At 74.8% G+C, this 22,066-nt stretch carries 19 protein-coding genes; 2 read left to right on the forward strand and 17 right to left on the reverse strand.

Going from position 1 to position 22,066, the window contains the following annotated elements; translation table 11 throughout:
• Positions 1 to 188: 188 nt before the first annotated feature.
• Complete coding sequence (locus O7633_RS07585; RefSeq protein ID WP_043967997.1) at positions 189 to 1,145, reverse strand: response regulator; 957 nt, start codon at positions 1,143 to 1,145, stop codon at positions 189 to 191.
• A gap of 1 nt (position 1,146) precedes the next feature.
• Positions 1,147 to 1,827 (reverse strand): ribulose-phosphate 3-epimerase, encoded by a 681-nt coding sequence (gene rpe, locus O7633_RS07590; protein WP_278127614.1) that lies wholly within the window; start codon positions 1,825 to 1,827, stop codon positions 1,147 to 1,149.
• Positions 1,828 to 2,085: 258 nt separating this feature from the next.
• On the opposite strand from rpe, the gene O7633_RS07595 reads away from it, so the two are divergent.
• Both O7633_RS07595 and O7633_RS07600 read left to right on the forward strand, forming a co-directional pair.
• Positions 2,086 to 2,976, forward strand: coding sequence for a septum formation family protein (locus O7633_RS07595; RefSeq protein WP_282327010.1), 891 nt, complete (start codon positions 2,086 to 2,088; stop codon positions 2,974 to 2,976).
• A gap of 86 nt (positions 2,977 to 3,062) precedes the next feature.
• Positions 3,063 to 3,950: a septum formation family protein gene (locus O7633_RS07600; protein ID WP_282328487.1), complete on the forward strand. Its 888-nt coding sequence runs from the start codon at positions 3,063 to 3,065 to the stop codon at positions 3,948 to 3,950.
• A gap of 100 nt (positions 3,951 to 4,050) precedes the next feature.
• Here O7633_RS07600 and O7633_RS07605 read toward each other — a convergent pair whose 3' ends face one another.
• The 15 genes from O7633_RS07605 to carA all read right to left on the reverse strand — a co-directional run bounded on the left by O7633_RS07605 (position 4,051) and on the right by carA (position 22,065).
• On the reverse strand, positions 4,051 to 5,574 hold the full coding sequence (locus O7633_RS07605) for a transcription antitermination factor NusB (protein ID WP_282327011.1): 1,524 nt from the start codon (positions 5,572 to 5,574) through the stop codon (positions 4,051 to 4,053).
• A complete protein-coding gene (gene fmt, locus O7633_RS07610) occupies positions 5,571 to 6,497 on the reverse strand; it encodes a methionyl-tRNA formyltransferase (RefSeq protein WP_278127620.1) in 927 nt (308 codons plus the stop codon). Before fmt ends, O7633_RS07605 begins: the two co-directional genes overlap by 4 nt.
• Before the next feature lie 4 nt (positions 6,498 to 6,501).
• On the reverse strand, positions 6,502 to 7,059 hold the full coding sequence (gene def / locus O7633_RS07615) for a peptide deformylase (RefSeq protein WP_278127622.1): 558 nt from the start codon (positions 7,057 to 7,059) through the stop codon (positions 6,502 to 6,504).
• An 87-nt stretch (positions 7,060 to 7,146) separates the two neighbouring features.
• Positions 7,147 to 8,130, reverse strand: coding sequence for an AAA family ATPase (locus O7633_RS07620; RefSeq protein WP_278127624.1), 984 nt, complete (start codon positions 8,128 to 8,130; stop codon positions 7,147 to 7,149).
• A 137-nt stretch (positions 8,131 to 8,267) separates the two neighbouring features.
• A complete protein-coding gene (locus tag O7633_RS07625) occupies positions 8,268 to 10,241 on the reverse strand; it encodes a primosomal protein N' (protein ID WP_278136170.1) in 1,974 nt (657 codons plus the stop codon).
• Positions 10,238 to 11,431: a methionine adenosyltransferase gene (gene metK / locus O7633_RS07630; RefSeq protein WP_074478666.1), complete on the reverse strand. Its 1,194-nt coding sequence runs from the start codon at positions 11,429 to 11,431 to the stop codon at positions 10,238 to 10,240. Before metK ends, O7633_RS07625 begins: the two co-directional genes overlap by 4 nt.
• Positions 11,432 to 11,505: 74 nt before the next feature.
• Complete coding sequence (coaBC, locus tag O7633_RS07635) at positions 11,506 to 12,723, reverse strand: bifunctional phosphopantothenoylcysteine decarboxylase/phosphopantothenate--cysteine ligase CoaBC (protein WP_074478668.1); 1,218 nt, start codon at positions 12,721 to 12,723, stop codon at positions 11,506 to 11,508.
• A gap of 15 nt (positions 12,724 to 12,738) precedes the next feature.
• Positions 12,739 to 13,002, reverse strand: a complete 264-nt coding sequence (gene rpoZ, locus O7633_RS07640; RefSeq protein ID WP_007075826.1) for a DNA-directed RNA polymerase subunit omega — start codon at positions 13,000 to 13,002, stop codon at positions 12,739 to 12,741.
• Positions 13,003 to 13,083: 81 nt separating this feature from the next.
• Entirely contained in the window at positions 13,084 to 13,617 is a 534-nt protein-coding gene (locus O7633_RS07645) for a guanylate kinase (protein WP_278127626.1), read from the reverse strand.
• A gap of 49 nt (positions 13,618 to 13,666) precedes the next feature.
• Positions 13,667 to 13,984 carry an integration host factor, actinobacterial type gene (gene mihF, locus O7633_RS07650; protein WP_007075824.1) on the reverse strand — a complete coding sequence of 106 codons (318 nt, stop codon included), beginning with the start codon at positions 13,982 to 13,984 and terminating at the stop codon, positions 13,667 to 13,669.
• A 179-nt stretch (positions 13,985 to 14,163) separates the two neighbouring features.
• Positions 14,164 to 15,000, reverse strand: coding sequence for an orotidine-5'-phosphate decarboxylase (gene pyrF / locus O7633_RS07655; protein WP_282327019.1), 837 nt, complete (start codon positions 14,998 to 15,000; stop codon positions 14,164 to 14,166).
• A 96-nt stretch (positions 15,001 to 15,096) separates the two neighbouring features.
• A complete protein-coding gene (locus O7633_RS07660; protein ID WP_282327021.1) occupies positions 15,097 to 16,371 on the reverse strand; it encodes an adenosylmethionine--8-amino-7-oxononanoate transaminase in 1,275 nt (424 codons plus the stop codon).
• 49 nt (positions 16,372 to 16,420) lie between these two features.
• On the reverse strand, positions 16,421 to 17,467 hold the full coding sequence (locus O7633_RS07665; RefSeq protein WP_282327022.1) for a quinone-dependent dihydroorotate dehydrogenase: 1,047 nt from the start codon (positions 17,465 to 17,467) through the stop codon (positions 16,421 to 16,423).
• Positions 17,468 to 17,492: 25 nt separating this feature from the next.
• Positions 17,493 to 20,873: a carbamoyl-phosphate synthase large subunit gene (carB, locus tag O7633_RS07670; protein ID WP_282327023.1), complete on the reverse strand. Its 3,381-nt coding sequence runs from the start codon at positions 20,871 to 20,873 to the stop codon at positions 17,493 to 17,495.
• Entirely contained in the window at positions 20,866 to 22,065 is a 1,200-nt protein-coding gene (gene carA, locus O7633_RS07675; protein ID WP_282327024.1) for a glutamine-hydrolyzing carbamoyl-phosphate synthase small subunit, read from the reverse strand. The genes carB and carA overlap by 8 nt, the downstream gene beginning before the upstream one ends.
• Position 22,066: the final 1 nt, after the last annotated feature.

Raw genomic sequence — 22,066 nt, forward strand, 5'->3', positions numbered from 1 at the left:
GTCTCACCAGGTCCACCGGGCGGCAGGGCCGTCCGGGTCGCGGGCTTACCACGGCCGCAGCCGTGGATCACCGCCGGTTCGGAATTACACCGAGTCCCGCCAGCGCGTGGTGGGTACTGCGAGAAGTGTTACACGCCACCCGCCGCGCGTCTGCCCTCGGGGAGCTACCTCACACAGGTGGGCAAGATTCAAGAAAGGCTGCGCCGCCGGTCGACCGCCACGTACGAGCCGGGTTGGCTCTTGGCCACGGATTTCATCTCCGAGGCGACCGCGATCGCGTCCAGCGGGTTGGTCAGGCGCTTGCCGGCGTCGGAGACGGAGACCCCGATCGACAGGGTGACCAGGGCGGCCCGCCGGATGTTGCCCCGCCGGTCCTTCAGCTCGACGTAGCCGCGCGCGGCGTCGGACGGGTCGTAGAGCTTGTCGGCGGCGGTCTCGAAGTCGACCACGGCCCGGGAGGTCAGCGGCCGCACCTGGTCGGGGGCGCAGACGATGACGAAGTCGTCGCCGCCGACGTGGCCGAGGAAGGCCGGCGGCAGCCCGATCGCCACGACCGCCCGGTGCAGGCTGCGGGCCAGGGCGGAGATGAACTCGTCGCCCCGGACGAAGCCGTACCGGTCGTTGACGCTCTTGAACCGGTCAATGTCGACGTAGCCGACGGCGTAGTCGACGCCGCTGCGGACCCGGTCGCTGATCTCCCGCCGGATCCGGGAGTTGCCGGGCAGGCCGGTCAGCGGCGAGACCTCCCGGAACTCCTTGTTGCGGCGCAGCGTGGAGCTGACCCGGGCGACCAGCTCGGCGGTGTCGAAGGGCTTGACCAGGTAGTCGTCCGCGCCGGCGCTGAGCCCGTGGACCTTGTCCACGGTCATCCCCTTGGCGGTCAGCATGATCACCGGCAGGGCGGAGGTCATCGGGTCGGCGCGCAGCCGCCGGGTCAGCTCCAGCCCGTCGACGCGCGGCATCATCAGGTCGACCACCGCCAGGTCGGGCCGCTGCCGCTCGATCACCTCCAGGGCCTCCTGGCCGTCGCCGGCGTGGATCACCTCGAAGCCGTGCAGCCGCAGGTTGAACTCGACGAACCGGGCGATGTCGGCGTCGTCGTCGACGACGAGGATGAGGTCGGGTCGCTCGTCGGCCGGGTCCACCTCAGGCCCCGGCGGTCGCGCGCTCCGCCAGGCCCCGCAGGCGGCGGACCGCCTCGGCGGGGTCGTCGGCGCCGTAGACGGCGGTGCCGGCCACGAACGCGTCCGCGCCCGCGGCGGCCGCCTGCTCGATGGTGTCGGCGGCGATCCCGCCGTCGACCTCGATGCGCAGCTCCAGGTGGCCGGCGTCGACGTGCCGGCGGGCCGCGCGCACCTTGTCGAGCAGCTCGGGGATGAACCGCTGCCCGCCGAAGCCGGCCTTGATCGTCATGATCAGCAGCGTGTCGAAGCTGGGCAGCAGCTCCAGGTAGGGCTCGATCGGGGTGTCCCGGTCGATCGCCAGCCCGGCCTTCGCCCCGGCCGCCCGGAGGTCCTTGGCCAGCGACACCGGGTCGTCGCACGCCTCGGCGTGGAAGGTGACGTTGTGCGCCCCGGCGTCGGCGTACCCCGGGGCCCACCGGCGCGGGTCGGTGATCATCAGGTGCACGTCGAACGGCAGCTCGGTCGCGGCGCGCAGGCTCTGCACGACGGGCAGCCCGATGGTCAGGTTCGGCACGAAGTGGTTGTCCATGACATCCACGTGCAACCAGTCCGCGGCGCCCTCGACGGCACGGACCTCCTCGGCGAGGCGGGCGAAGTCGGCGGCGAGGATGCTGGGCGCGATGATCGACGGCGGTACGGTCACGAGGTCAGTGTACGAACGCGGCCATCAGCCGCCCGCATCGCGGCACCTTTCCGGACGCGCTGTGACCCAGCCGTGACCGATGGTGCAAGATCGGCCGGTCCGGACGGCAATCCCGGACGAAAAGTCAGCCGCGACTGGCCGATCGAGGGAAACGCAGCAAGACTCCATGCAGGACGGTCACGTAAGCTGCACGCCCGGTGGCGGAAACGCCCCCACGGGCCGTGGCGCCCGACCGTCAGCTCCCGGAAAGGGCGGACGATGCGACGGTGGCTTGTGGCGCTGGCGCTGGCCGGCACGGTGACGATGTTGCTGGGCGGCTGCGCCCGTCCGCACGGTGCCGACGGCGACCTCACCGACGACTGGCCGACGCTGCGGGAACCGCAGATGTTCATCCCGGCCACCGACGCCTGCCTGCCCCGGATCACCGCGGTCGTCCAGGCCGGCACGTACGAGACGGTGGACTGCGCCCGCAGCCACCTGGCCGAGACGATCCACGTCGGCATCTTCACCGACCCGGTCATCGACGCCGGCCCGCGCCCCGAGGCGGGCACGCCCGTCCTGCGCGTCGCCCGTGCCGAGTGCGACCAGCGGGCCCGGGAGGTGCTCGGCGGCGACTGGCACTCGGCCCGGTTGAGCCTCACCATCGCCCTGCCGTCGACCTCCGCCTGGGCGAGCGGGGCCCGCTGGTACCGCTGCGACCTCAGCGAGACCGACAGCATCGACAACACCCGGCCGGTCAACCGCGTCGGCAGCCTGCGCGGCGCGATGGTCGGCGACTCGCCGTTGACCCACCGCTGCTTCGACCCGAAGCTGATCGGCGCGAACCTGAACTACATGGCGCCCGTGCTGTGCACCGAACCGCACCGCGCCGAGTTCGTCGGGGTCTACACCGAACGCGACATGACCTGGGCCGAGTTCATCCGGTCCAACCAGAAGGTGCACCGCCGCTGCATGGCGCTGATCGCCGACTTCGCCGAGGTGCCCAACAACAGCGACCTGCCGTACCGGGCGGGGTCGATCTTCTATCCCCCGTCGCAGCGGGAGTGGGACGAGGGCGACCGCGGGGTGCGGTGTTTCCTGTGGAGCGACGACCGCAAGCTCACCCGGTCGATGCGCGGCGCCGGGCCGAAGGGACTACCCGCGAGCTGAGCGCCGGTGCCGTAAAGTGCCGCTCCGTGGCGCGCCCGGCGACGGAGGCCGGTGCCCGCGACCACCGCGACGGGGAGGTCGGACTGATGCGGCGATGGTGGACGGCGGTCGCCGTGTCGGCGGGGGCGGCGCTGGCGCTGGGCGGCTGCGGCACGCCGGCCGGTCTGGACGGTGACCTCGCCGACGACTGGCGGGCGATGGCGGCGCCGACGCAGTTCGTGCCCGCCGCCGGGGCCTGCCACACCGTCTTCGCCGACGTCGGCTACCTCAGCGGCTACAACCCGGTGGACTGCGCGACGTCGCACCGGGTGGAGACCCTGCACGTCGGCACGCTCACCGACGCCGCCGCCGAGCTGGGCGCGCCGCCCGCCGCCGGCTCGGCGGGGATGCGGGCCGTCCGCGCCGAGTGCGACCGGGAGGTCGGCAAGGTCCTCGGGGCGGACTGGCGCGCGGGGCGGCTGTTCCTGTCCCCGGTCCTGCCGTCCCGGCAGGCCTGGTCCGGCGGGGCCCGCTGGTTCCGCTGCGACGTGAGCGAGGTGGAGAGCGTCGACGACCCCAGCGCCGTGTCCCGCACCGGCAGCCTCGCCGGCGCGCTGAAGGGTTCCTCGGCGCTGGCCCACCGCTGCTTCAACCCCAAGATCAAGAAGGACGACGTGCAGGAGATGACCGCCGTCGCCTGCACCAAGAAGCACCGGGTCGAGTTCGTGGGCGTCTACCAGGCACCCGACATCCCCTTCGCCCAGGTCGACAAGAACCGGATGCGCCTGCACAAGGGCTGCCGGACGCTGATCGCCTCGTACGCGAAGGTGCCGGACAACGGCGACCTGGAATACCGGGCGGGCACCATCTTCTACCACCCCTTCGAGGAGGAGTGGAAGGACGGCAACCGGGGCGTGCAGTGCTTCCTCTGGGTCGACCGCGACCTCACCCGCTCGGTGAAGGGCATCGGCACCAAGGGCCTGCCGGTGCAGTGACCCGCCCGGCGGACGACTGACGCGGCGGGGCGGCCCGGAAGGGCCGCCCCGCCGCCGTCTCGGCTCAGCCCGCCGTCTCGGCTCAGCCCGCCGTCTCGGCTCAGCCCCGGCGCAGGACCGCCAGGAACATGGCGTCGGTGCCGTGCCGGTGCGGCCACAGCTGCACCGACGGCCCGTCGCCCAGCCCCGGCATGCCGGCCGGCAGCAGCGGCCGGGCGTCGACGAAGTCCGCCGGCACCCCGGCCCGCCGCGCCGCCTCGGTCACCGTCACGTGCGTCTCCACCGTGTGCGGGGAGCAGGTCACGTAGGCCACCAGGCCGCCCGGCCGGGCCGCCCGCAGCGCCGCCGAGAGCAGCTCCCGTTGCAGGCGGGTCAGCGGCGGCAGGTCCGACGGCTGCTTGCGCCAGCGGGCCTCCGGCCGGCGACGCAGCGCGCCCAGACCCGTGCAGGGCGCGTCGACCAGGACCCGGTCGAAGTGCCCCTCCGGCAGCTCCGGGTCGGCGCCGACGGTGCGCCCGTCGGTGTGCAGCACGGTCACCGGCAGCCCCCGCGTGGCCTGGCCGACGAGCCGGGCCCGGTGCTCGGAGACCTCGACCGCCGTCAGCCGGGCCCCGCGCTCGGCGGCCAGCGCCCCGAGCAGGCCCGACTTGCCGCCCGGCCCGGCGCACAGGTCCAGCCAGTGGGCGTCCGACCCGTCGAGCGGGGCGACCGCGAGGGCGTGGGCCACCAGCTGGGAGCCCTCGTCCTGCACGTGCGCCCGCCCCTCGGCCAGCGCCGGCAGGTCGCCCGGCGCGCCGCCGGAGAGATAGACCGCGTAGGGCGAGAACGCCCCCGGCGCGCCGCCGACCTCGTCGGCCAGGGCGGCCGGATCGGCCAGGCCCGGCCGGGCGCACAGGTGCACCGGCGGGCGCTCGTTGTCCTCGATCAGCAGCCGGGTCGTCTCGCCCAGGTCGCCGCCGAGCGCCTCGGCGATGGACCGCACGATCCACTGTGGATGACTGTACGCCAGGGCGAGGTGCCCGATCGGGTCCGTCTCGAAGGCCGGGGCGAGCTTCGCCACCCAGGCGTCGGCGTCGCGCCCCGCCACCTCGCGCAGCACGGCGTTGGCGAAGCCCGTCGCCCCGATGCCGACCGCGCGCACCAGGTCGACGGTCGAGGAGACCGCCGCGTGCGCCGGCACCCGCGTGTGCAGCAACTGGTAGGCGCCCAACCGCAGCGCGTCGCGCACCGGCGGGTCGATCCGGGCCACGTCGCGGCCGGCCGCGTCGGTGAGGATCGCGTCGAGGGTGCCGATGTGGCGCAGCGTGCCGTAGGTCAGCTCGGTGGCGAAGGCGGCGTCCCGGCCGGTCAGCCGCTCCTGCCGCAGCAACGCCGGCAGCACCAGGTTGGCGTACGCGTCGTCGCGGTGCACCGCCGCGACCGCCTGGTAGGCGACGTGCCGGGGCAGGTCGACGGCGGGCCGCGCCGGCCGCCGCGCGTCCCGGCGGTCGTCGCCCCGGCCGGCGCGGGCCGGGCGGTCGCCGTAGGCCGGGCGGTCACCCCGGGGGCCGCCGGCCGACCGGTCGGGGCGGGGGGCGGACTGCCCGTCGTACCGCTGCCGGGGGCGCTCCGCAGGCCCGGTCACGCGAGCTCCTCCCCCGCGGTGACCCGGGCGCCGCGCGCCCAGTCGCTCGCCGGCATGGCCTTCTTGCCCGCGGCCCGCACCTCGCCGAGGGCCACCGGGACGGTGGCCGTGCCGGCCAGCACCCGGGACTTCTCGGCCAGCAGCTCGCCGGGCTTCAGCTCGGGGCCGTCGGGCACCGGGACGACCGGGCCGAGCTTGACCCGCTCGCCCCGGAACGTGGTCCACGGGCCGGGCGCGGGGGTGCACGCCCGGATCCGCCGGTCCACCGCGAACGCGGGGTCGCCCCAGCGCACCCGGGCGTCGTCGACGGTCAGCTTCGGCGCGAGCGACACCCCGTCGGCCGGCTGCGGCTCGGCCCGGGCGGTGCCCGCCTCGATCGCGTCGAGGACGGCCACCAGCAGCCCGGCCCCGGAGTCGGCGAGCCGCCCCAGCAGGTCGCCGGACGTGTCGGTGGGGCGGATCTCGTCCGTGACGGTGCCGTAGACCGGGCCGGTGTCGAGCCCCTCCTCCAGGGCGAAGACGCTCGCCCCGGTCAGCTCGTCGCCGTGCAGCACGGCCTGCTGGACGGGGGCCGCGCCCCGCCACGCGGGCAGCAGCGAGAAGTGCAGGTTGAGCCAGCCGTGCCGGGGGATCTCCAGGGCGGCCGGGGGCACCAGCGCGCCGTAGGCGACCACCGGGACGCAGTCGGGGGCCAGCTCGCGCAGCCGGTCGAGGAACTCCGGCTCGCGCGGGCGGGCCGGGGTGAGCACCTCGACGCCGCGCTCGTCGGCCCAGGCCCCGACGGGCGAGCGGACCAGGCCCCGGCCCCGGCCGGCGGGGGCGTCGGGGCGGGTGACGACGGCGACGAGGTCGTGGCCGGAGGCCGCGATGGCGTCGAGGGCGGGCAGGGCGACGGCCGGCGTGCCGGCGAAGATCAGGCGCACCGGGTCACCGCCCCAGGCCGAAGGGGCTGCCGCCGTGCGGGTCGAGCTTGACCGTCGGCGGGGCCGCCGCGTCGTACCACTCGGCCTGGCGGATCGCCTTCATCGCCTCCTTGCGGCCGGCCGGGTCCAGCCGGTCGACGAAGAGCACGCCGTCGAGGTGGTCGGTCTCGTGCTGCACGCAGCGGGCCATCAGGCCCGTGCCGACGATCTGGACCGGGTCGCCGTAGCTGTTGTAGCCCTTGGCGACGACGTTCTGCCGGCGCTTGGTGTCGAAGTAGAGGCCGGGGATGGACAGGCAGCCCTCGGGGCCGTCCTGCTCCTCGGCGTCGGGAAACTCCAGCACCGGGTTGACCAGGTGGCCGAGCACGTCGTCGACGTCGAAGGTGAACACCCGCAGGCCCACTCCGAGCTGGGGCGCGGCGAGACCCGCGCCGCTCTGCTCGCGCATCGTGTCGGTGAGGTCGGCGACGAGCCTGCGCAGCTCGGCGTCGAAGTCGACCACCGGATCGGCCGGCGTGCGCAACACCGGATCCCCGAACAGACGGATGGGCTGGACGGTCACGCGGGACGACTCCTTCGGTCGGGCGGGTCGGGCCGTACCAGTCTACGGAGTGCCCGGGGGCCTCCCCCCGCCCGCGACCGGGACGGGTCAGGCGCCGGGGGCCGGCTCCCCGGCGAGCACGGCGTCGCCGGCCAGCAGGCAGTGCGCCGGCAGCGGCAGGGTGATGCCGTGGGCGGCCTCCCAGTCGTAGACGGTGCCGGGGCGGACCTGGGCGGTGAAGTAGTCCACCGCGCTCGTCCCGCCGACCACCGGCTCGTCGACCTCGGCGGCCAGCCGGGCGGGCACCAGCGGGAAGCCGCTGCGGATGGCCGCGCTGAGCCGCCGGTGGCCGTCGACGACGAAGAAGTATTCCCCGGTGAAGCCGATGGTCAGGGGCTCCAGCGCCTCGTCGCCGGCGGCGGCGACCTCGTCGACGAAGCCCGCGTCCCACAGCCCGCGCAGGGCGCCGACGTCCTCGGTCGGGTAGACCCGGGTCGGGTCGAGCAGCAGCAGCGGCGGGGCGTCGCGCAGCACGTCCGCGCCGAGCCGCCCCTCGTACACGTCGATGATGTGGCCGATCACCTGCTCCGGGTTGGCCCGGGTGGAGTCGCAGATCAGGTCGTAGTTGCGCAGCCGGGCCTTGTCGACGCCGTAGCGGACGATGAACCGGCCCCGCTCGCTCTCGCTGCGCTCGCGCAGCTTGGCCCGGGCCTCCTCCAGCGACGTGTAGCTCTCGGCCGGGCCGGAGGGGCGGGCCAGGACGCGGCGGGCCGCCTCGGTCGGCTCGGTGATCATGTGCACCTTGAGCGCGTCGGTGAAGAAGTGCCAGGCGAGCCGGGAGTCCATGACGAGGCTCTCGCCGGAGGCCGCGATGTCCTGCTGGAGCTGGTCGACGTAGCCGTCGACGGCCTGGTCCAGCTCGGCGTGCAGGTTGAGCTGGAGCGCGGTCATCTGCCGCTCCTGCGCCATCTGGCGGTAGAGGTCGCCGACGCTGACCCGGCGCAGCCCGAGCCGCTTGGCGATCTCGACGGACACGGTGCTCTTGCCGCTGCCGAGGTCACCGTTGAAGACGATCGATTGACGAACGGTCACGACTGGTCCACCCCTGATCACCGGCTGACTGGCGTCGTCGACGTGGCGTCGTACCGACACTCCGTCGTGCGCCCGGGCATGACGGGCGATGCTATCACGCACCGGCGACCACGGATCGTGACCGCCACACCGATCGCCTAGAACAGCAAAAGAGGGTCGATCTGGACGCGGACCGGATCGGCAGCCTTACGGAGAGTACGCGTCCCGGCGGCGGCGTGCAGCGCCTCGGCGAGGGCCGCCGCCCGGGCCCGGGGCACCCGGACCAGCATCCGCTCCTTCTCGCCGTCGGCGGGGACCGGGCCCAGCACCTCGGCCGCCTCGGGCAGCCGGGCCGCGGCCAGCAGGTCGGCCACCGCCTCGGCCGGGCCGGTGACGCTGGCCATCCGCACCGCCGGCGGGAACCCCAGCTCGCGGCGCTCGGCCAGCTCCCGGGCGGCGAACCAGGCGGCGTCCCAGCGCAGCAACGCCTGCACCGGCGCGAGCGCCCCGTCGGCGACCACCACCACCCGGCCGCCGGCCGCCGCCGGCCGGGCCAGCGCGGCGGCGGCCAGCCAGCGGCGCAGCGCCTCCTCGCCGGCCCGCAGGTCGGCCCGGGTGAGCAGGGCCCACGAGTCGAGCAGCAGCACCGCGCCGTAGCCGCTGTCGGCGATCGGCTCGGCCCCCGGGGTGGCCACCACGAGGCCGGCGCCGCCGGGCACGGTGCTGAGCACCTCCTCCCGCCCGGAGGTGCGCACCGGCACCCCGGGGAAGGCCCGGCCCAGCTCCTCGGCGGTGCGCCGGGCGCCGGTGACGGCCGCGCGCAGCCGCCGGCCGCCGCACTCCGGGCAGGCGTACGCGGCGGCGGTCCGGCCACACCAGCGGCAGGCCGGTGCCCCCCGCGCCGACGGCAGGGCGAGCGGGCCGGCGCAGTGCGGGCAGCGGGCCGGCGTGCGGCACTCCGCGCAGGAGATCGACGGCAGGTAGCCGCGCCGGGGCACCTGCACCAGCACCGGCGCATCACCGCCGAGCGCGTCCCGGGCGGCGGCCCAGGCCAGGCTGGGCAGCCGGGCCGTCGCCGCGCCGGGGTCGCGGGCCAGCTGCGGGTCGTCCCCGGTCGGCGCGACGGCGGGGGTACGCGCCCGCACGGCGGCCCGGTCGGCCACCACCTCCCGCGCCCAGCCGGTCTCCACCAGCAGCTGCGCCTCGGCGCTGCGGGCGTACCCGCCGACCAGGGCGGCCGCGTCGGCGAGCCGGGCGCGGGTGAGCAGCACCTCGCGGGCGTGCGGGTAGGGGGCGCGCGGCTCGGCGTGCAGGTCGTCGCCGTCGTCGACGATGGCGACCAGGCCGAGCCGGGCCACCGGGGCGAACATCGCCGCGCGGGTGCCGATCACGACCGGCACGTCCCCGCGCCGGGCGGCCAGGAACGCGCGGTAGCGGCGGGCGGGGCCGAGCGCGGCGGAGAGGCCGACGTGCCGCCCGGGGCCGAGGACGGCGGTCAGCGCCGCGTCGAGGCGGTCGAGGTCCCGGGCGTCGGGCACGACCACCACCGCGCCCCGCCCGCCGGCCACGGTGGCGGCGACCGCCTCGGCGTACCGGGCGGGCCAGTCCTCCCCCGGCAGCGCCGACCAGACCGCCCGGGCGGGGCGGCCCTCGGTCAGCGCCCGCAGGAACGCCGGCCCGGCCGGGTACGCCCGCCAGCCGGCCGCCTCCGGCGGGGCCGGGGGCGCGGGCGGCGTCGGCGGGACGTGCGGCTCCTTCTCCACCCGGGCGTGCCGGGGCGGCACGGCCAGCCGGAGCACGTCGGCGAGGCTGCCGGCGTACCGGTCGGCGACGGCCCGGGCCAGCCGGGCGACCTCGTCGGCCAGCACCGGCTCGGGCGAGACGAGCCGGTCGAGGTAGGCCAGCCGCCCGGTGTGCCCCGAGGCGTCGGCCCGCTCCAGCAGCCAGCCGTCGACGAGCTGGCCGGCGAAGCGCACCTTCACCCGGGTGCCGGGGACCGCCGCGTCGGCCAGGTCGGCGGGGACCAGGTAGTCGAAGGGGCGGTCGAGGTGGGCCAGGGGCACGTCGACGCAGACGCGAGCGACCGGCGACCCGTCAGCGGGTCGCCGGTCGCTGCGCGTGTCGCCGGTCAGGCTCCTGCGGCCGACTTGAGGTCGGCGGCCCGGTCGGTGCCCTCCCAGGTCAGCTCGGGCAGTTCCCGGCCGAAGTGGCCGTACGCCGCGGTCTGCCGGTAGATCGGGCGCAGCAGGTGCAGGTCCCGGATGATGGCGGCCGGGCGGAGGTCGAAGACCTCGTGCACGGCCTTCTCGATCGAGGCGACCGGCACGGTCTCGGTGCCGAACGTCTCGATGAACAGGCTCACCGGGTGCGCCTTGCCGATCGCGTAGGCGACCTGCGCCTCGCAGCGCTCGGCGAGGCCGGCGGCCACCACGTTCTTGGCCACCCAGCGCATCGCGTACGCCGCCGAGCGGTCCACCTTGGACGGGTCCTTGCCGGAGAACGCGCCGCCACCGTGCCGGGCGTACCCGCCGTAGGTGTCGACGATGATCTTCCGCCCGGTGAGGCCGGCGTCGCCCATCGGGCCGCCGATCTCGAACCGCCCGGTCGGGTTGACCAGCAGCCGGTAGCCGTCGGTGTCCAGGCCGAGGCTCTCCAGCTCCGGCGCGATGACGTGGTCGCGCACGTCCGGGGTGAGCAGCGAGTCCAGCGAGATGTCGGCCGCGTGCTGGCTGGACACGACGACCGTGTTCAGCCGGACCGGACGCAGCCCCTCGTACTCGATGGTGACCTGGGTCTTGCCGTCCGGCCGCAGGTAGGGGATCGTGCCGTCCTTGCGGACCGCGGTGAGCCGGCGGGCGAGCCGGTGCGCCAGGGCGATCGGCAGCGGCATCAGCTCGGGCGTCTCGGAGCAGGCGAACCCGAACATCATGCCCTGGTCGCCGGCGCCCTGGGCGTCCAGCGCGCTCTCCGACGAGCCGGTGCGCAGCTCCATCGCGTTGTCGACGCCCTGCGCGATGTCCGGGGACTGGGCGCCGATGGAGACGCTGACGCCGCAGGACGCGCCGTCGAAGCCCTTCTTCGACGAGTCGTAGCCGATGTCGAGGATCGTCTCCCGCACGATGGTCGGGATGTCGGCGTACGCCTTGGTGGTCACCTCGCCGGCCACGTGCACCTGGCCGGTGGTGATCAGGGTCTCGACGGCGACGCGGCTGTGCGCGTCCTGAGCCAGCAGTGCGTCGAGAATGCCGTCGCTGATCTGGTCGGCGATCTTGTCCGGGTGGCCTTCCGTGACCGATTCGGACGTGAAGAGGCGGCGTGTCACGGCACTCCTAAGTTATGGAATAGTCGTTCCGCGGAAGTGTAGTCACCCGGGCTAAAGGCGCGCTGGAATGGTCGCTACCCCGTCACCCCTCGGGAAGACGACCAGCGCGCCACGACGAGGTCCCAGACGGCGTCGGCCAGTTCCTCCTTGGACTGCTCGGCCATCGGGTGCACCGCGCCGTCCGCGCCGATGACGGTCGCCGCGTTGGTCTCGGCGCCGAAGACCTTGTCCGGCCCGACCTCGTTGACGACGACGAGGTCGGCCCGCTTGCGGGCGAGCTTGGCCCGGCCGTTGGCCTCCGCGTCGTCCGTCTCCGCGGCGAACACCACCAGCACCTGCTCCGGTCGGCGGCGCCGGCCCAACTCGGCGGCGATGTCAGGGTTGGTGACGAGGTCGATCGTAGGTGCCCCCGCCTCCGTTTTCTTGATTTTGGCCGAGGCGTAGGTGGCGGGCCGGAAATCCGCGGGCGCGGCCGCCATCACCACGGCGTCCGCGTCGGCGGCCGCGCGGAGCGTGGCCTCGCGCAGCTCCTCGGTGGTGCCGACCCGCACCAGGTCCACGCCGGCCGGGTCGGCGAGCGCCACGTTGGCGGCGACGAGGGTGACCCGGGCGCCCCGGGCGACCGCCGACCGGGCGAAGGCGTAGCCCTGCTTGCCGGAGGAGCGGTTGCCGAGGAACCGGACCGGGTCGAGCGGCTCGCGGGTGCCGCCCGCGGTCACCACCACGTGCCGGCCGGCGAGGTCGGCCGGGGCGTGCGGGCCCCGGGCGAGGGTCCGCCGGGCGACGGCGAAGATCTCCGCCGGGTCGGGCAGCCGGCCCTTGCCGGTGTCCGCGCCGGTGAGCCGGCCGACGGCGGGCTCGATGACCCGGACGCCCCGGGAGCGCAGCGTGGCGACGTTGGCCACGGTGGCGGGGTGCTCCCACATCTCGGTGTGCATCGCCGGGGCGAGCAGCACCGGGCACCGGGCGGTGAGCAGGGTGTTGGTGAGCAGGTCGTCGGCGAGGCCGTGGGCCGCCCTGGCGAGCAGGTCGGCCGTCGCCGGGGCGACCACCACCAGGTCGGCCCGCTGGCCGAGCCGGACGTGCGGGACCTCGTGCACGTCGGCCCAGACGTCGTCGGCGACCGGCTGGCCGGACAGGGCCGCCCAGGTCGGCGCCCCGACGAAGCGGAGCGCCGACGCGGTGGGCACCACGCGGACCCGGTGGCCCGACTCGGTGAAGAGCCGCAGCAGCTCACACGCCTTGTAGGCGGCGATGCCGCCGCCGACCCCGAGGACGATCTCGGCGGACATCGGCGCGCGGCGCGGTTACGGCTGGTCGGTCGGCTCGGCGGTGAGCAGGCCCGCGTTGATCTCGCGCATGGCGATGGAGAGGGGCTTCTCCTGGGGGGTGGTCTCCACGAGCGGGCCCACGTACTCCAGCAGGCCCTCGCCGAGCTGGCTGTAGTAGGCGTTGACCTGACGGGCGCGCTTGGCAGCGAAGATCACCAGGGCGTACTTCGACGTCGTCTTCTCGAGCAGCTCGTCGATCGGCGGGTTGGTGATGCCCTCGGGGTTGGCGATGGATCCCACGAATTAAACCTCTGCGTCTGTCGGCACCGCGCGGACGCGGTTCGTCTGGCCCAACCGCGCGGACGCGGTTGGTGGGGTCACTCAGCCGCTCCGCCGCGGTCGGGCCGGAGCCAGATAGGAAGAACCGAACAAGCCTACCAGCTCGTCCACCGCACGCCCGGTGTGGTCGTGCGCCACGACGTGCGCGTCGCCGGCCGGGGCCACCGCCGCCGGCCGCCAGCCGGGCGGGGCGAGCAGGACCAGCCGGGCGTCGGGGCGCGCCGCGCGGACGGCGAGCGCGCCGGGCAGGTCGAGCGGGAGCAGCACCGGCCGGCCGGCGGCGAGCCGCTCGGCCACCGGCGCGGCCGGGGTGCCGCGGGCGTACGGCCCGACGCGGGCCCACTCCAGCAGCCCGCCGGCGGCGATCAGGCGGTCGAACTCCGCCGGGGCGAGGAAGACCCGGTCGACGCCGTCCACCTCGCCCGCCCGGCGGGGCCGGGTGGTGGCCGGCACCGGGATCCAGACCGACGGAGAACGCGCCCGGAACGGCTCGACGACACTGCCCACGCCGGCCCCGGAGGGTCCGGTCAGGACGGTGAGCCGAGCCGCCGGGCGCGCCTCGTCATCCGTGCTCACGGCTCGTTTCTACACGGTGCCGTGTGCGGTCGGCGGCGAACCGCCGGGCTCAGTTGGCGGCGAACTCGCCGAGCAGGGCCTTGCGCTGCTGCTCGCCCAGGCCACGCAGGCGACGGCTGTCGGCGATCTTGAGCTTCTCCATGATCTGGGTCGCCCGGATCTTGCCGATGCCCGGCATCGCCTGCAGGACGGCCGAGACCTTCAGCTTGCCGACGACGTCGTCGCCCTCGGCCCGCTCCAGCACGGCGGCGAGGGTGGTCTTGCCCTGCTTGAGCTGCTCCTTCAGCTCAGCGCGGGCCTTGCGGATCTCCGCGGCCTTCTCGAGCGCAGCTGCGCGCTGCTCGGGGGTAAGTGACGGGAGGGGCACCAGTTCTCCTCAGGTCCTTGTCGCGACGGGCGGGACGCCACGCCGCAGATGTGAAACGTGGAGTCGCCGGAAACCAAAGGGGTCCGTGGTTCCCAGCGCGGGGAAAACTAGCGGTCGCGGACGCATTCGGCAACGTGGGCACGCCACGACCACGGCAAAATGACCGAGCCGCCACTCAGTCAGGAGCCGCCGAGAGCCGCCCGGCAGTCGGTCAGGGCCCGCTGCGCGGCGGCCCGCAGAGCACCCACGTCGGGCCCCGCGTGCAGCACCTCGCGGGAGTACGACGGCAGGACCCACGGCAGGCCCGCGCCGAACACGGTCCGTAGCGCGGCGGCCGTGCCGCCCTGCGCGCCGAGCCCCGGGGCGAGCAGCGGGCCGCGCACCGCCGACAGGTCGTGGCCGGTGTCGCCGATGGTCGCCCCGACCACGAGACCGAAGCTGCCCATCGTCTGCGCACCCCGGTTGAGCTGGGCAATCTCGTCGATCACCGCCTGCGCGACGGTGCGCCCGTCGGCGCCGCGGGCGTGCTGCACGGCGGCGCCCTCGGGGTTGGAGGTGAGCGCCAGGACGAACACCCCGCCGCCGTGCGTGGCGGCGAGCTCGAACATCGGGGCCAGCGACATTACTCCCAGGTAGGGGCTCGCGGTGACCGCGTCGACATACAGCGGGCTGGATGGATCGAGGTACGCGGAGGCGTACGCCGCGACCGTGGAGCCGATGTCCCCGCGCTTGACGTCGAGCAGAACGAGCGAGCCAGAATCCCGCAACTGTCGGATAGTTGACTCTAGCACCGCCACGCCCCGCGCTCCGAAGCGCTCGAAGAACGCGGACTGGGGCTTGACCACCGCGACCCGGTCGCCTAGGGCCTCCACCACGGTGCGGCAGAACCGCTCCAGACCGTCGACGTCGTCCGTCAGCCCCCAGCGGGTCAGCAGCCCCGGGTGCGGGTCGATGCCCACGCAGAGCGGGCCGCGCTGCGCCATCGCCCGGTGCAACCGGTCACCGAAGGTCTCCATCGCGCCTCTTCCTCTCGACTCCTCCGGGCGTCCGGCGTCCGCCGGCGCGCCACGCCTGTCCGATCACGCTCATGCCGCCACCCGCGCGGGACGCGGTCAGCCGGCCGCCACGGCGGCGGCCATCCCGGTGGCGATCCGGGAGACGTCCGCGTCGTCGGCGACGTACGGCGGCATGGCGTAGACCAGGTCGCGGAACGGCCGCAGCCACACCCCCCGGTCCACCGCCGCGGCCGTCGCCCGCGCCACGTCCACCTCGTGGTCGAGCTGGACCACGCCGATCGCGCCCAGCACCCGGACGTCCGCCACGCCCGGGGCGCCCCGCAGCGGCTCCAGGCCGGCGCGCAGGGCCGCGCCCACCCTCGACACCTCGGCCGCCCAGTCTCCGGCCCGCAGCAGGCCGATGGAGGCGTTCGCGACCGCACAGGCGAGCGGGTTGGCCATGAACGTGGGCCCGTGCGCGAGCACCCCGTCGCGGGAGATGCCCGCCGCCACCTCCGCCGTGCACAGGGCGGCGGCCAGCGTCAGGTAGCCGCCGGTGAGCGCCTTGCCGACGCAGAGGACGTCGGGGCTCACCCCGGCGTGCTCGGCGGCGAACATCGTGCCGGTGCGGCCGAAGCCGGTCGCGATCTCGTCGAAGACCAGCAGCACCCCGTGGGCGCGGGTCACCTCGCGCAGCACCCGCAGGTAGTGCGGGTGGTGGAAGCGCATCCCGCCCGCGCCCTGCACCACCGGCTCCACGACCACGGCGGCCAGTTCGTGCGCGTGCCGCGCCACCGCGTCGGCGAGCGCCGCGCAGTACGCCGGGTCGGGCGGGGTGTCGAAGCCGGCCGGCGGCACGGGCGCGAAGACCTGCCGGGGCAGCACGTCGCCCCACAGGTGGTGCATGCCGCCCTCGGGGTCGCAGACGCTCATCGGGTGGAAGGTGTCGCCGTGGTAGCCGCCCCGCCAGGTGCCCAGCCGCCGGCGCTCCGGCCGCCCGAGCGCCCGCTGGTACTGCAGGCACATCTTCACCGCCACCTCGACGCTCACCGAGCCCGAGTCGCACAGGAAGACCCGCTCCAGCCCCTCCGGGGCCAGCTCGACCAGCGTCTGCGCCAGGCGCACGGCCGGCTCGTGGGTGAGCCCGCCGAACATCACGTGGCTCATCCGGCCGAGCTGGTCGACGACCGCCGCGTCCAGCACCGGGTGCCGGTAGCCGTGGATCGCCGCCCACCACGACGACATCCCGTCGACCAGTTCCCGCCCGTCGGCCAGCCGCAGCCGCACCCCCCGCGCGCCCGCCACCACGTACGGGGGCGTCGCGGGGGGCAGCGGCGCGTACGGGTGCCACACGTGCTCCCGGTCGGCGGCGAGGATCTCCTCCGGCGTCACCCGCGCCCCCTCCGGCCCCCGGCGGGACCCGCTGTGGCCGGCTCCCCGGTCACGACCGGCCGCCCGAGGGCACCGGCGCGGGCAACGGCCCGGCGGCCCGGGCGGCGGCCCGGACGAGGCCGGGGCCCCGGTAGATGAAGCCGGTGTAGAGCTGCACGAGGGCCGCACCGGCGTCGAACATGCGCGCGGCGTCGTCGGGGTCGACGATGCCGCCCACGCCGACCACCGGCAGCCGCCCGCCGGTCTCCCGGTGCACGAACGACACCACCGCGCGGGCGCGCGCCGCCAGCGGACGCCCCGACAGGCCGCCCGCCTCCCCGCCGCGCTCCCGGTCGGCGGGGGCGAGCCCGTCGCGGGCCAGGGTGGTGTTGGTGGCGATCACCCCGGCCGCGCCCCGGTCGAGGCAGACCTCCAACAGCTCGGCGATCGCCGGCTCCGTCAGGTCCGGGGCGATCTTCACCAGCACCGGCTTCTCCCCCACCAGGGCCGCCAGCAACGCGTCGAGGTGGGCGCGGTCCTGCAACGAGCGCAGGCCAGGGGTGTTGGGCGAGGAGACGTTGACCGCGAAGTAGTCGCCGTGGTCGCGCAGCGCCCGGTAGGAGGCGAGGTAGTCCTCCACGGCCTCGTCCAGCGGGGTCACCTTGGACTTGCCGAGCGAGATCCCCAGCGGCGCGCCGACCGGGCGGGACAGCGCCGCCAGCCGGTCCGCCAGGGCCCGCGCCCCGGCGTTGTTGAAGCCCATCCGGTTGACCACGGCCTCGCTGTCGCGCAGCCGGAACAGTCGGGGCCGGGGGTTGCCCGGCTGGGCGCGCGCGGTGACCGTGCCGACCTCGACGAAGCCGAAGCCCAGCGCCGGCCACGCCGGCAGCGCCGCGCCGTCCTTGTCCATCCCGGCGGCCAGCCCGACCGGGTTCGGGAAGTCCACCCCGAACACGGTCCGGGGCGCCCGCACGGCGTAGCGGGCCCGCAGCGCGGCGAGCGCCACCGGCGACCGCGACACGGCGGCCAGCCGGCGCAGCGTCCACTCGTGGGCGGCCTCGGCGTCGCCGCCGCCGAGCCGGAACAGCCCGGGCCGCACCACCCGCTCGAAGATCACCGGCCGCTCCCCGGTGTGCCGGCGGTCACTGGGCGGCCCGCAGGGTGGCGTGCAGGTCCTGGAGCGGACGCACGGTCATGTCGCCGCGGATGCGGGCCTCGATGCCCATCACCGCCGCCGCCGCGCCGGGCACCGTGGTGATGCACGGGATGTCCGCCGTCACGGCCGCGCTGCGGATCTCGTAGCCGTCGGAGCGGGCGCTCGCCCCGGAGCCCTGCGGCGTGTTCACCACCAGCGCCACGTCGCCGGCGAGGATCATCGACACCGCGTCGGCGCCCGCCCCGGCCTCGTAGTGCTTGCGGATCTGCTCGCAGGCGATGCCGTGCCGGCGCAGCACCTCCGCCGTGCCGGCGGTCGCCACGATCTCGAAGCCCAGGTCGGCGAGGCGCTTGATCGGGAAGATCATGCCGCGCTTGTCCCGGTTGGCCACCGAGACGAAGATCCGCCCGGACGTCGGCAGCGACCCGTACGCGGCGGACTGGCTCTTGGCGAAGGCGTGCCCGAACTTGGTGTCGATGCCCATCACCTCGCCGGTGGACTTCATCTCCGGGCCGAGCAGCGAGTCCACGCCCTTGCCGGTCGGGGTGCGGAACCGCTTGAACGGCAGCACCGCCTCCTTCACCGCGATCGGCGCGTCGGCCGGCAGGGTGCCGCCGTCGCCCGTCGGTGGGAGCAGCCCCTCCGCGCGCAGCTCGGCGACCGTCGCGCCGAGCGCGATCCGGGCCGCCGCCTTGGCCAGCGGCACCGCCGTGGCCTTCGACACGAACGGCACCGTCCGCGACGCGCGGGGGTTGGCCTCCAGCACGTAGAGCACGTCGTCCTTGAGGGCGTACTGGACGTTGAGCAGGCCGCGCACCCCCACCCCCCGGGCGATGGCCTCGGTGTAGCGGCGCACCTGCGCCAGGTGCGAGCCGGCCAGCGTCATCGGCGGCAGCACGCAGGACGAGTCGCCGGAGTGGATGCCGGCCTCCTCGATGTGCTCCATGACCCCGCCGAGGTAGACCTCGCCGTCGGCGTCGCAGAGGGCGTCCACGTCGATCTCGATGGCGTCGTCGAGGAACCGGTCCACCAGCACCGGGTGGTCCGGGGAGATGTCGGTGGCCCGCCCGATGTAGTCGCGCAGCGTCGGGTCGTCGTAGACGATCTCCATGCCCCGCCCGCCGAGCACGTAGGACGGGCGGACCAGCACCGGGTAGCCGATCTCGGCGGCGATCGCCTTCGCCTCCTCGTAGGAGGTGGCCATGCCGTGCGCCGGGGCGCGCAGCCCGGCCCGCGCCAGCACCGCGCCGAACGCGCCGCGCTCCTCGGCCAGGTGGATCGACTCCGGGGAGGTGCCCACGATCGGCACGCCGGCGTCCTTCAGCCGCTGCGCCAGGCCCAGCGGGGTCTGCCCGCCGAGCTGCACGACCACCCCGACCACGCCCGGCCCGCCGGCCGCCTTGCCGGACGAGTCCTCGGAGTGCCAGACCTCCAGGACGTCCTCGAAGGTCAGCGGCTCGAAGTAGAGCCGGTCGGCCGTGTCGTAGTCCGTCGACACGGTCTCCGGGTTGCAGTTGACCATGACGGTCTCGTAGCCGCCACCCGCGCCGGCGGCGGCCGACCCGACGGGCGCGGCGCGCAGCGCCTGGACGGCGTGCACGCACGAGTAGTCGAACTCGATGCCCTGGCCGATCCGGTTCGGCCCCGAGCCCAGGATGATCACCTTGGGCCGGGCCGACGGCGCGACCTCGGTCTCCGAGTCGTACGTCGAGTAGTGGTAGGGCGTGGTCGCCTCGAACTCCGCGGCGCAGGTGTCCACCGTCTTGTAGACCGGGCGGACGCCGAGCCGGTGGCGCAGGGTGCGCACCCCGTCCTCGGCGGCCAACTCGGGGCGCAGCGCGGCGAGCTGGCGGTCGGACAGGCCGGCCCGCTTGGCGCGGCGCAGCAGGTCCGCGTCGAGCACCGGGGCGTCGACGATCTCGGCGCGCAGCTCCACCAGAGCGGCGATCTGGTCCAGGAACCACGGGTCGATCCCGCCGGACGCGGCGGAGACCTCCGCGACCGACGCGCCGAGCCGCAGCGCCCGCTCCACGGTGTAGAGCCGGCCGTCGTGCGGCATGCCCAGCGCGGCGAGCGTGTTCTCCTTCGTCGCGCCCTCCGGGTCCGGGGTGGTCCAGAAGCCCGACGCCTTGGTTTCCATCGAGCGCATCGCCTTGTTGAGCGCCTCGGTGAAGTTGCGCCCGAGGCTCATCGCCTCGCCCACCGACTTCATGGTGGTGGTCAGCTCCGGGTCCGCGCCGGGGAACTTCTCGAACGCGAACCGGGGGATCTTCACCACCACGTAGTCCAGGGTCGGCTCGAACGCCGCCGGGGTCTTCAACGTGATGTCGTTGGGGATCTCGTCGAGGGTGTAGCCGATGGCCAGCTTCGCGGCGATCTTCGCGATCGGGAAGCCGGTCGCCTTCGACGCCAGGGCCGACGAGCGCGACACCCGGGGGTTCATCTCGATCACCACGATCCGGCCGTCGGCCGGGTTCACCGCGAACTGGATGTTGCAGCCGCCGGTGTCCACCCCGACCTCGCGCAGCACCGCGATGCCGAGGTCGCGCAGCCGCTGGTACTCCCGGTCGGTCAGCGTCATCGCCGGGGCGACGGTCACGCTGTCGCCGGTGTGCACGCCCATCGGGTCGACGTTCTCGATCGAGCAGACGACCACCACGTTGTCGTGGCGGTCGCGCATCAGTTCGAGCTCGTACTCCTTCCAGCCGAGCACGCTCTCCTCGATGAGCACCTCGTGCACGGGGCTGGCGGCCAGGCCCGCCCCGGCGATGCGGCGCAGGTCGGCGTCGGTGTGCGCCATGCCGGAGCCGAGGCCGCCCATCGTGAACGACGGCCGGATCACCACCGGCAGGCCCAGCTCGGCGACCGTGGCCTCGACCTCGGCCATCGAGTGGCAGACCCGCGAGCGGGGCACCAGTCCCGCCGGGTCGGCCAGGCCCAGGCGTACGCCCGCCTTGGCGACGATGTCCTTGAACAGCTGCCGGTCCTCGCCCCGGTTGATCGCCTCGATGTTCGCGCCGATCAGCTCGACGCCGTACTTGTCGAGCACGCCCGCCGCGTGCAGGGCGACCGCCGTGTTCAGCGCGGTCTGCCCGCCGAGGGTGGGCAGCAGCGCGTCGGGGCGCTCCTTGGCGATGACCAGCTCGACGAACTCCGGGGTGATCGGCTCGACGTAGGTGGCGTCGGCGAACTCCGGGTCCGTCATGATCGTCGCCGGGTTCGAGTTGACCAGGCTGACCCGGATCCCCTCGCTGCGCAGCACCCGGCACGCCTGGGTGCCCGAGTAGTCGAACTCGCAGGCCTGCCCGATGACGATCGGCCCCGAGCCGATGACCATGATGTGCTTGAGATCGGTCCGCTTAGGCATGCGCGCGCCCCTCGCTGTTGCTCCGGCCTTCGATGAGGTCGGCGAAGCGGTCGAACAGGTAGTCCGCGTCGTGCGGGCCGGCCGCCGCCTCCGGGTGGTACTGGACGGTGAAGGCGGGCACGTCGAGCGCCCGCAGCCCCTCGACCACGTTGTCGTTGAGGCAGACGTGTGACACCTCGACGCCGCCGAACTCGGTGTCGATCACCTGGTCGGGCACGACCGCGCCGGCCCGCGCACCCGGCACCTGCACCCCGCCCTGCTCCTGTTCGCGGCCCGGCCACGCGACGGCGAACCCGTGGTTGTGGCTGGTCACCTCGACCTTGCCGGTGGCCCGGTCGAGCACCGGCTGGTTGATGCCCCGGTGGCCGTAGCCGAGCTTGTAGGTGCCGAAGCCGAGCGCCCGGCCGAGGATCTGGCTGCCGAAGCAGATGCCGAACAGCGGGATCCGCCGGGCGAGCACCTCCCGGGCCAGCCCCACCGGGCCGTCGGCGGTCGCCGGGTCGCCGGGACCGGGCGAGAAGAAGACGGCGTCCGCACCGGTGGCGAGCAGGTCGTCGATGCTCGACCCGGCGGGCAGCACGTGGGTGGTGACGCCGCGCGCGGCGAGCCGGCGCGGCACGTTGCGCTTGATGCCCAGGTCCAGGGCTGCCACCGTGAACCGGTGGGTGCCCTCGGCCGCGACGACGTACGGCTGCGCGGTGCTCACCTCGGCGGAGAGGTCCGCGCCGACCATCTGCGGCGCCTGGCGGACCCGGGCCAGCAGGGCGCGCGGGTCGTCGTCGACGCTGGAGACGCCGACCCGCATCGCGCCGCGCTCGCGCAGGTGCCGGGTCAGCGCGCGGGTGTCCACGCCGCTGATGCCGACCACGCCCTCGGCGGCGAGCCGGTCGGCCAGCGCGCCGGTGGACCGCCAGTTCGAGGCGACCCGGGCCGGGTCGCGCACCACGTAGCCGGCCACCCAGATGCGGGCGGACTCGTCGTCCTCGGCGTTGACGCCGGTGTTGCCGATGTGCGGGGCGGTCTGCACCACCACCTGCCGGTGGTAGGACGGGTCGGTCAGCGTCTCCTGGTAGCCGGTCATGCCGGTGTTGAAGACCGCCTCGCCGAAGGTCTCGCCGATGCTGCCGTACGCCTCGCCGTGGAACGTGCGCCCGTCCTCCAGCACCAGGATCGCGCTCCTGCGCTTCTCCATA

Origin of the sequence: Micromonospora sp. WMMD712, assembly GCF_029581295.1 — a bacterium.
In the GTDB taxonomy this organism is placed as follows: domain Bacteria; phylum Actinomycetota; class Actinomycetes; order Mycobacteriales; family Micromonosporaceae; genus Micromonospora; species Micromonospora carbonacea.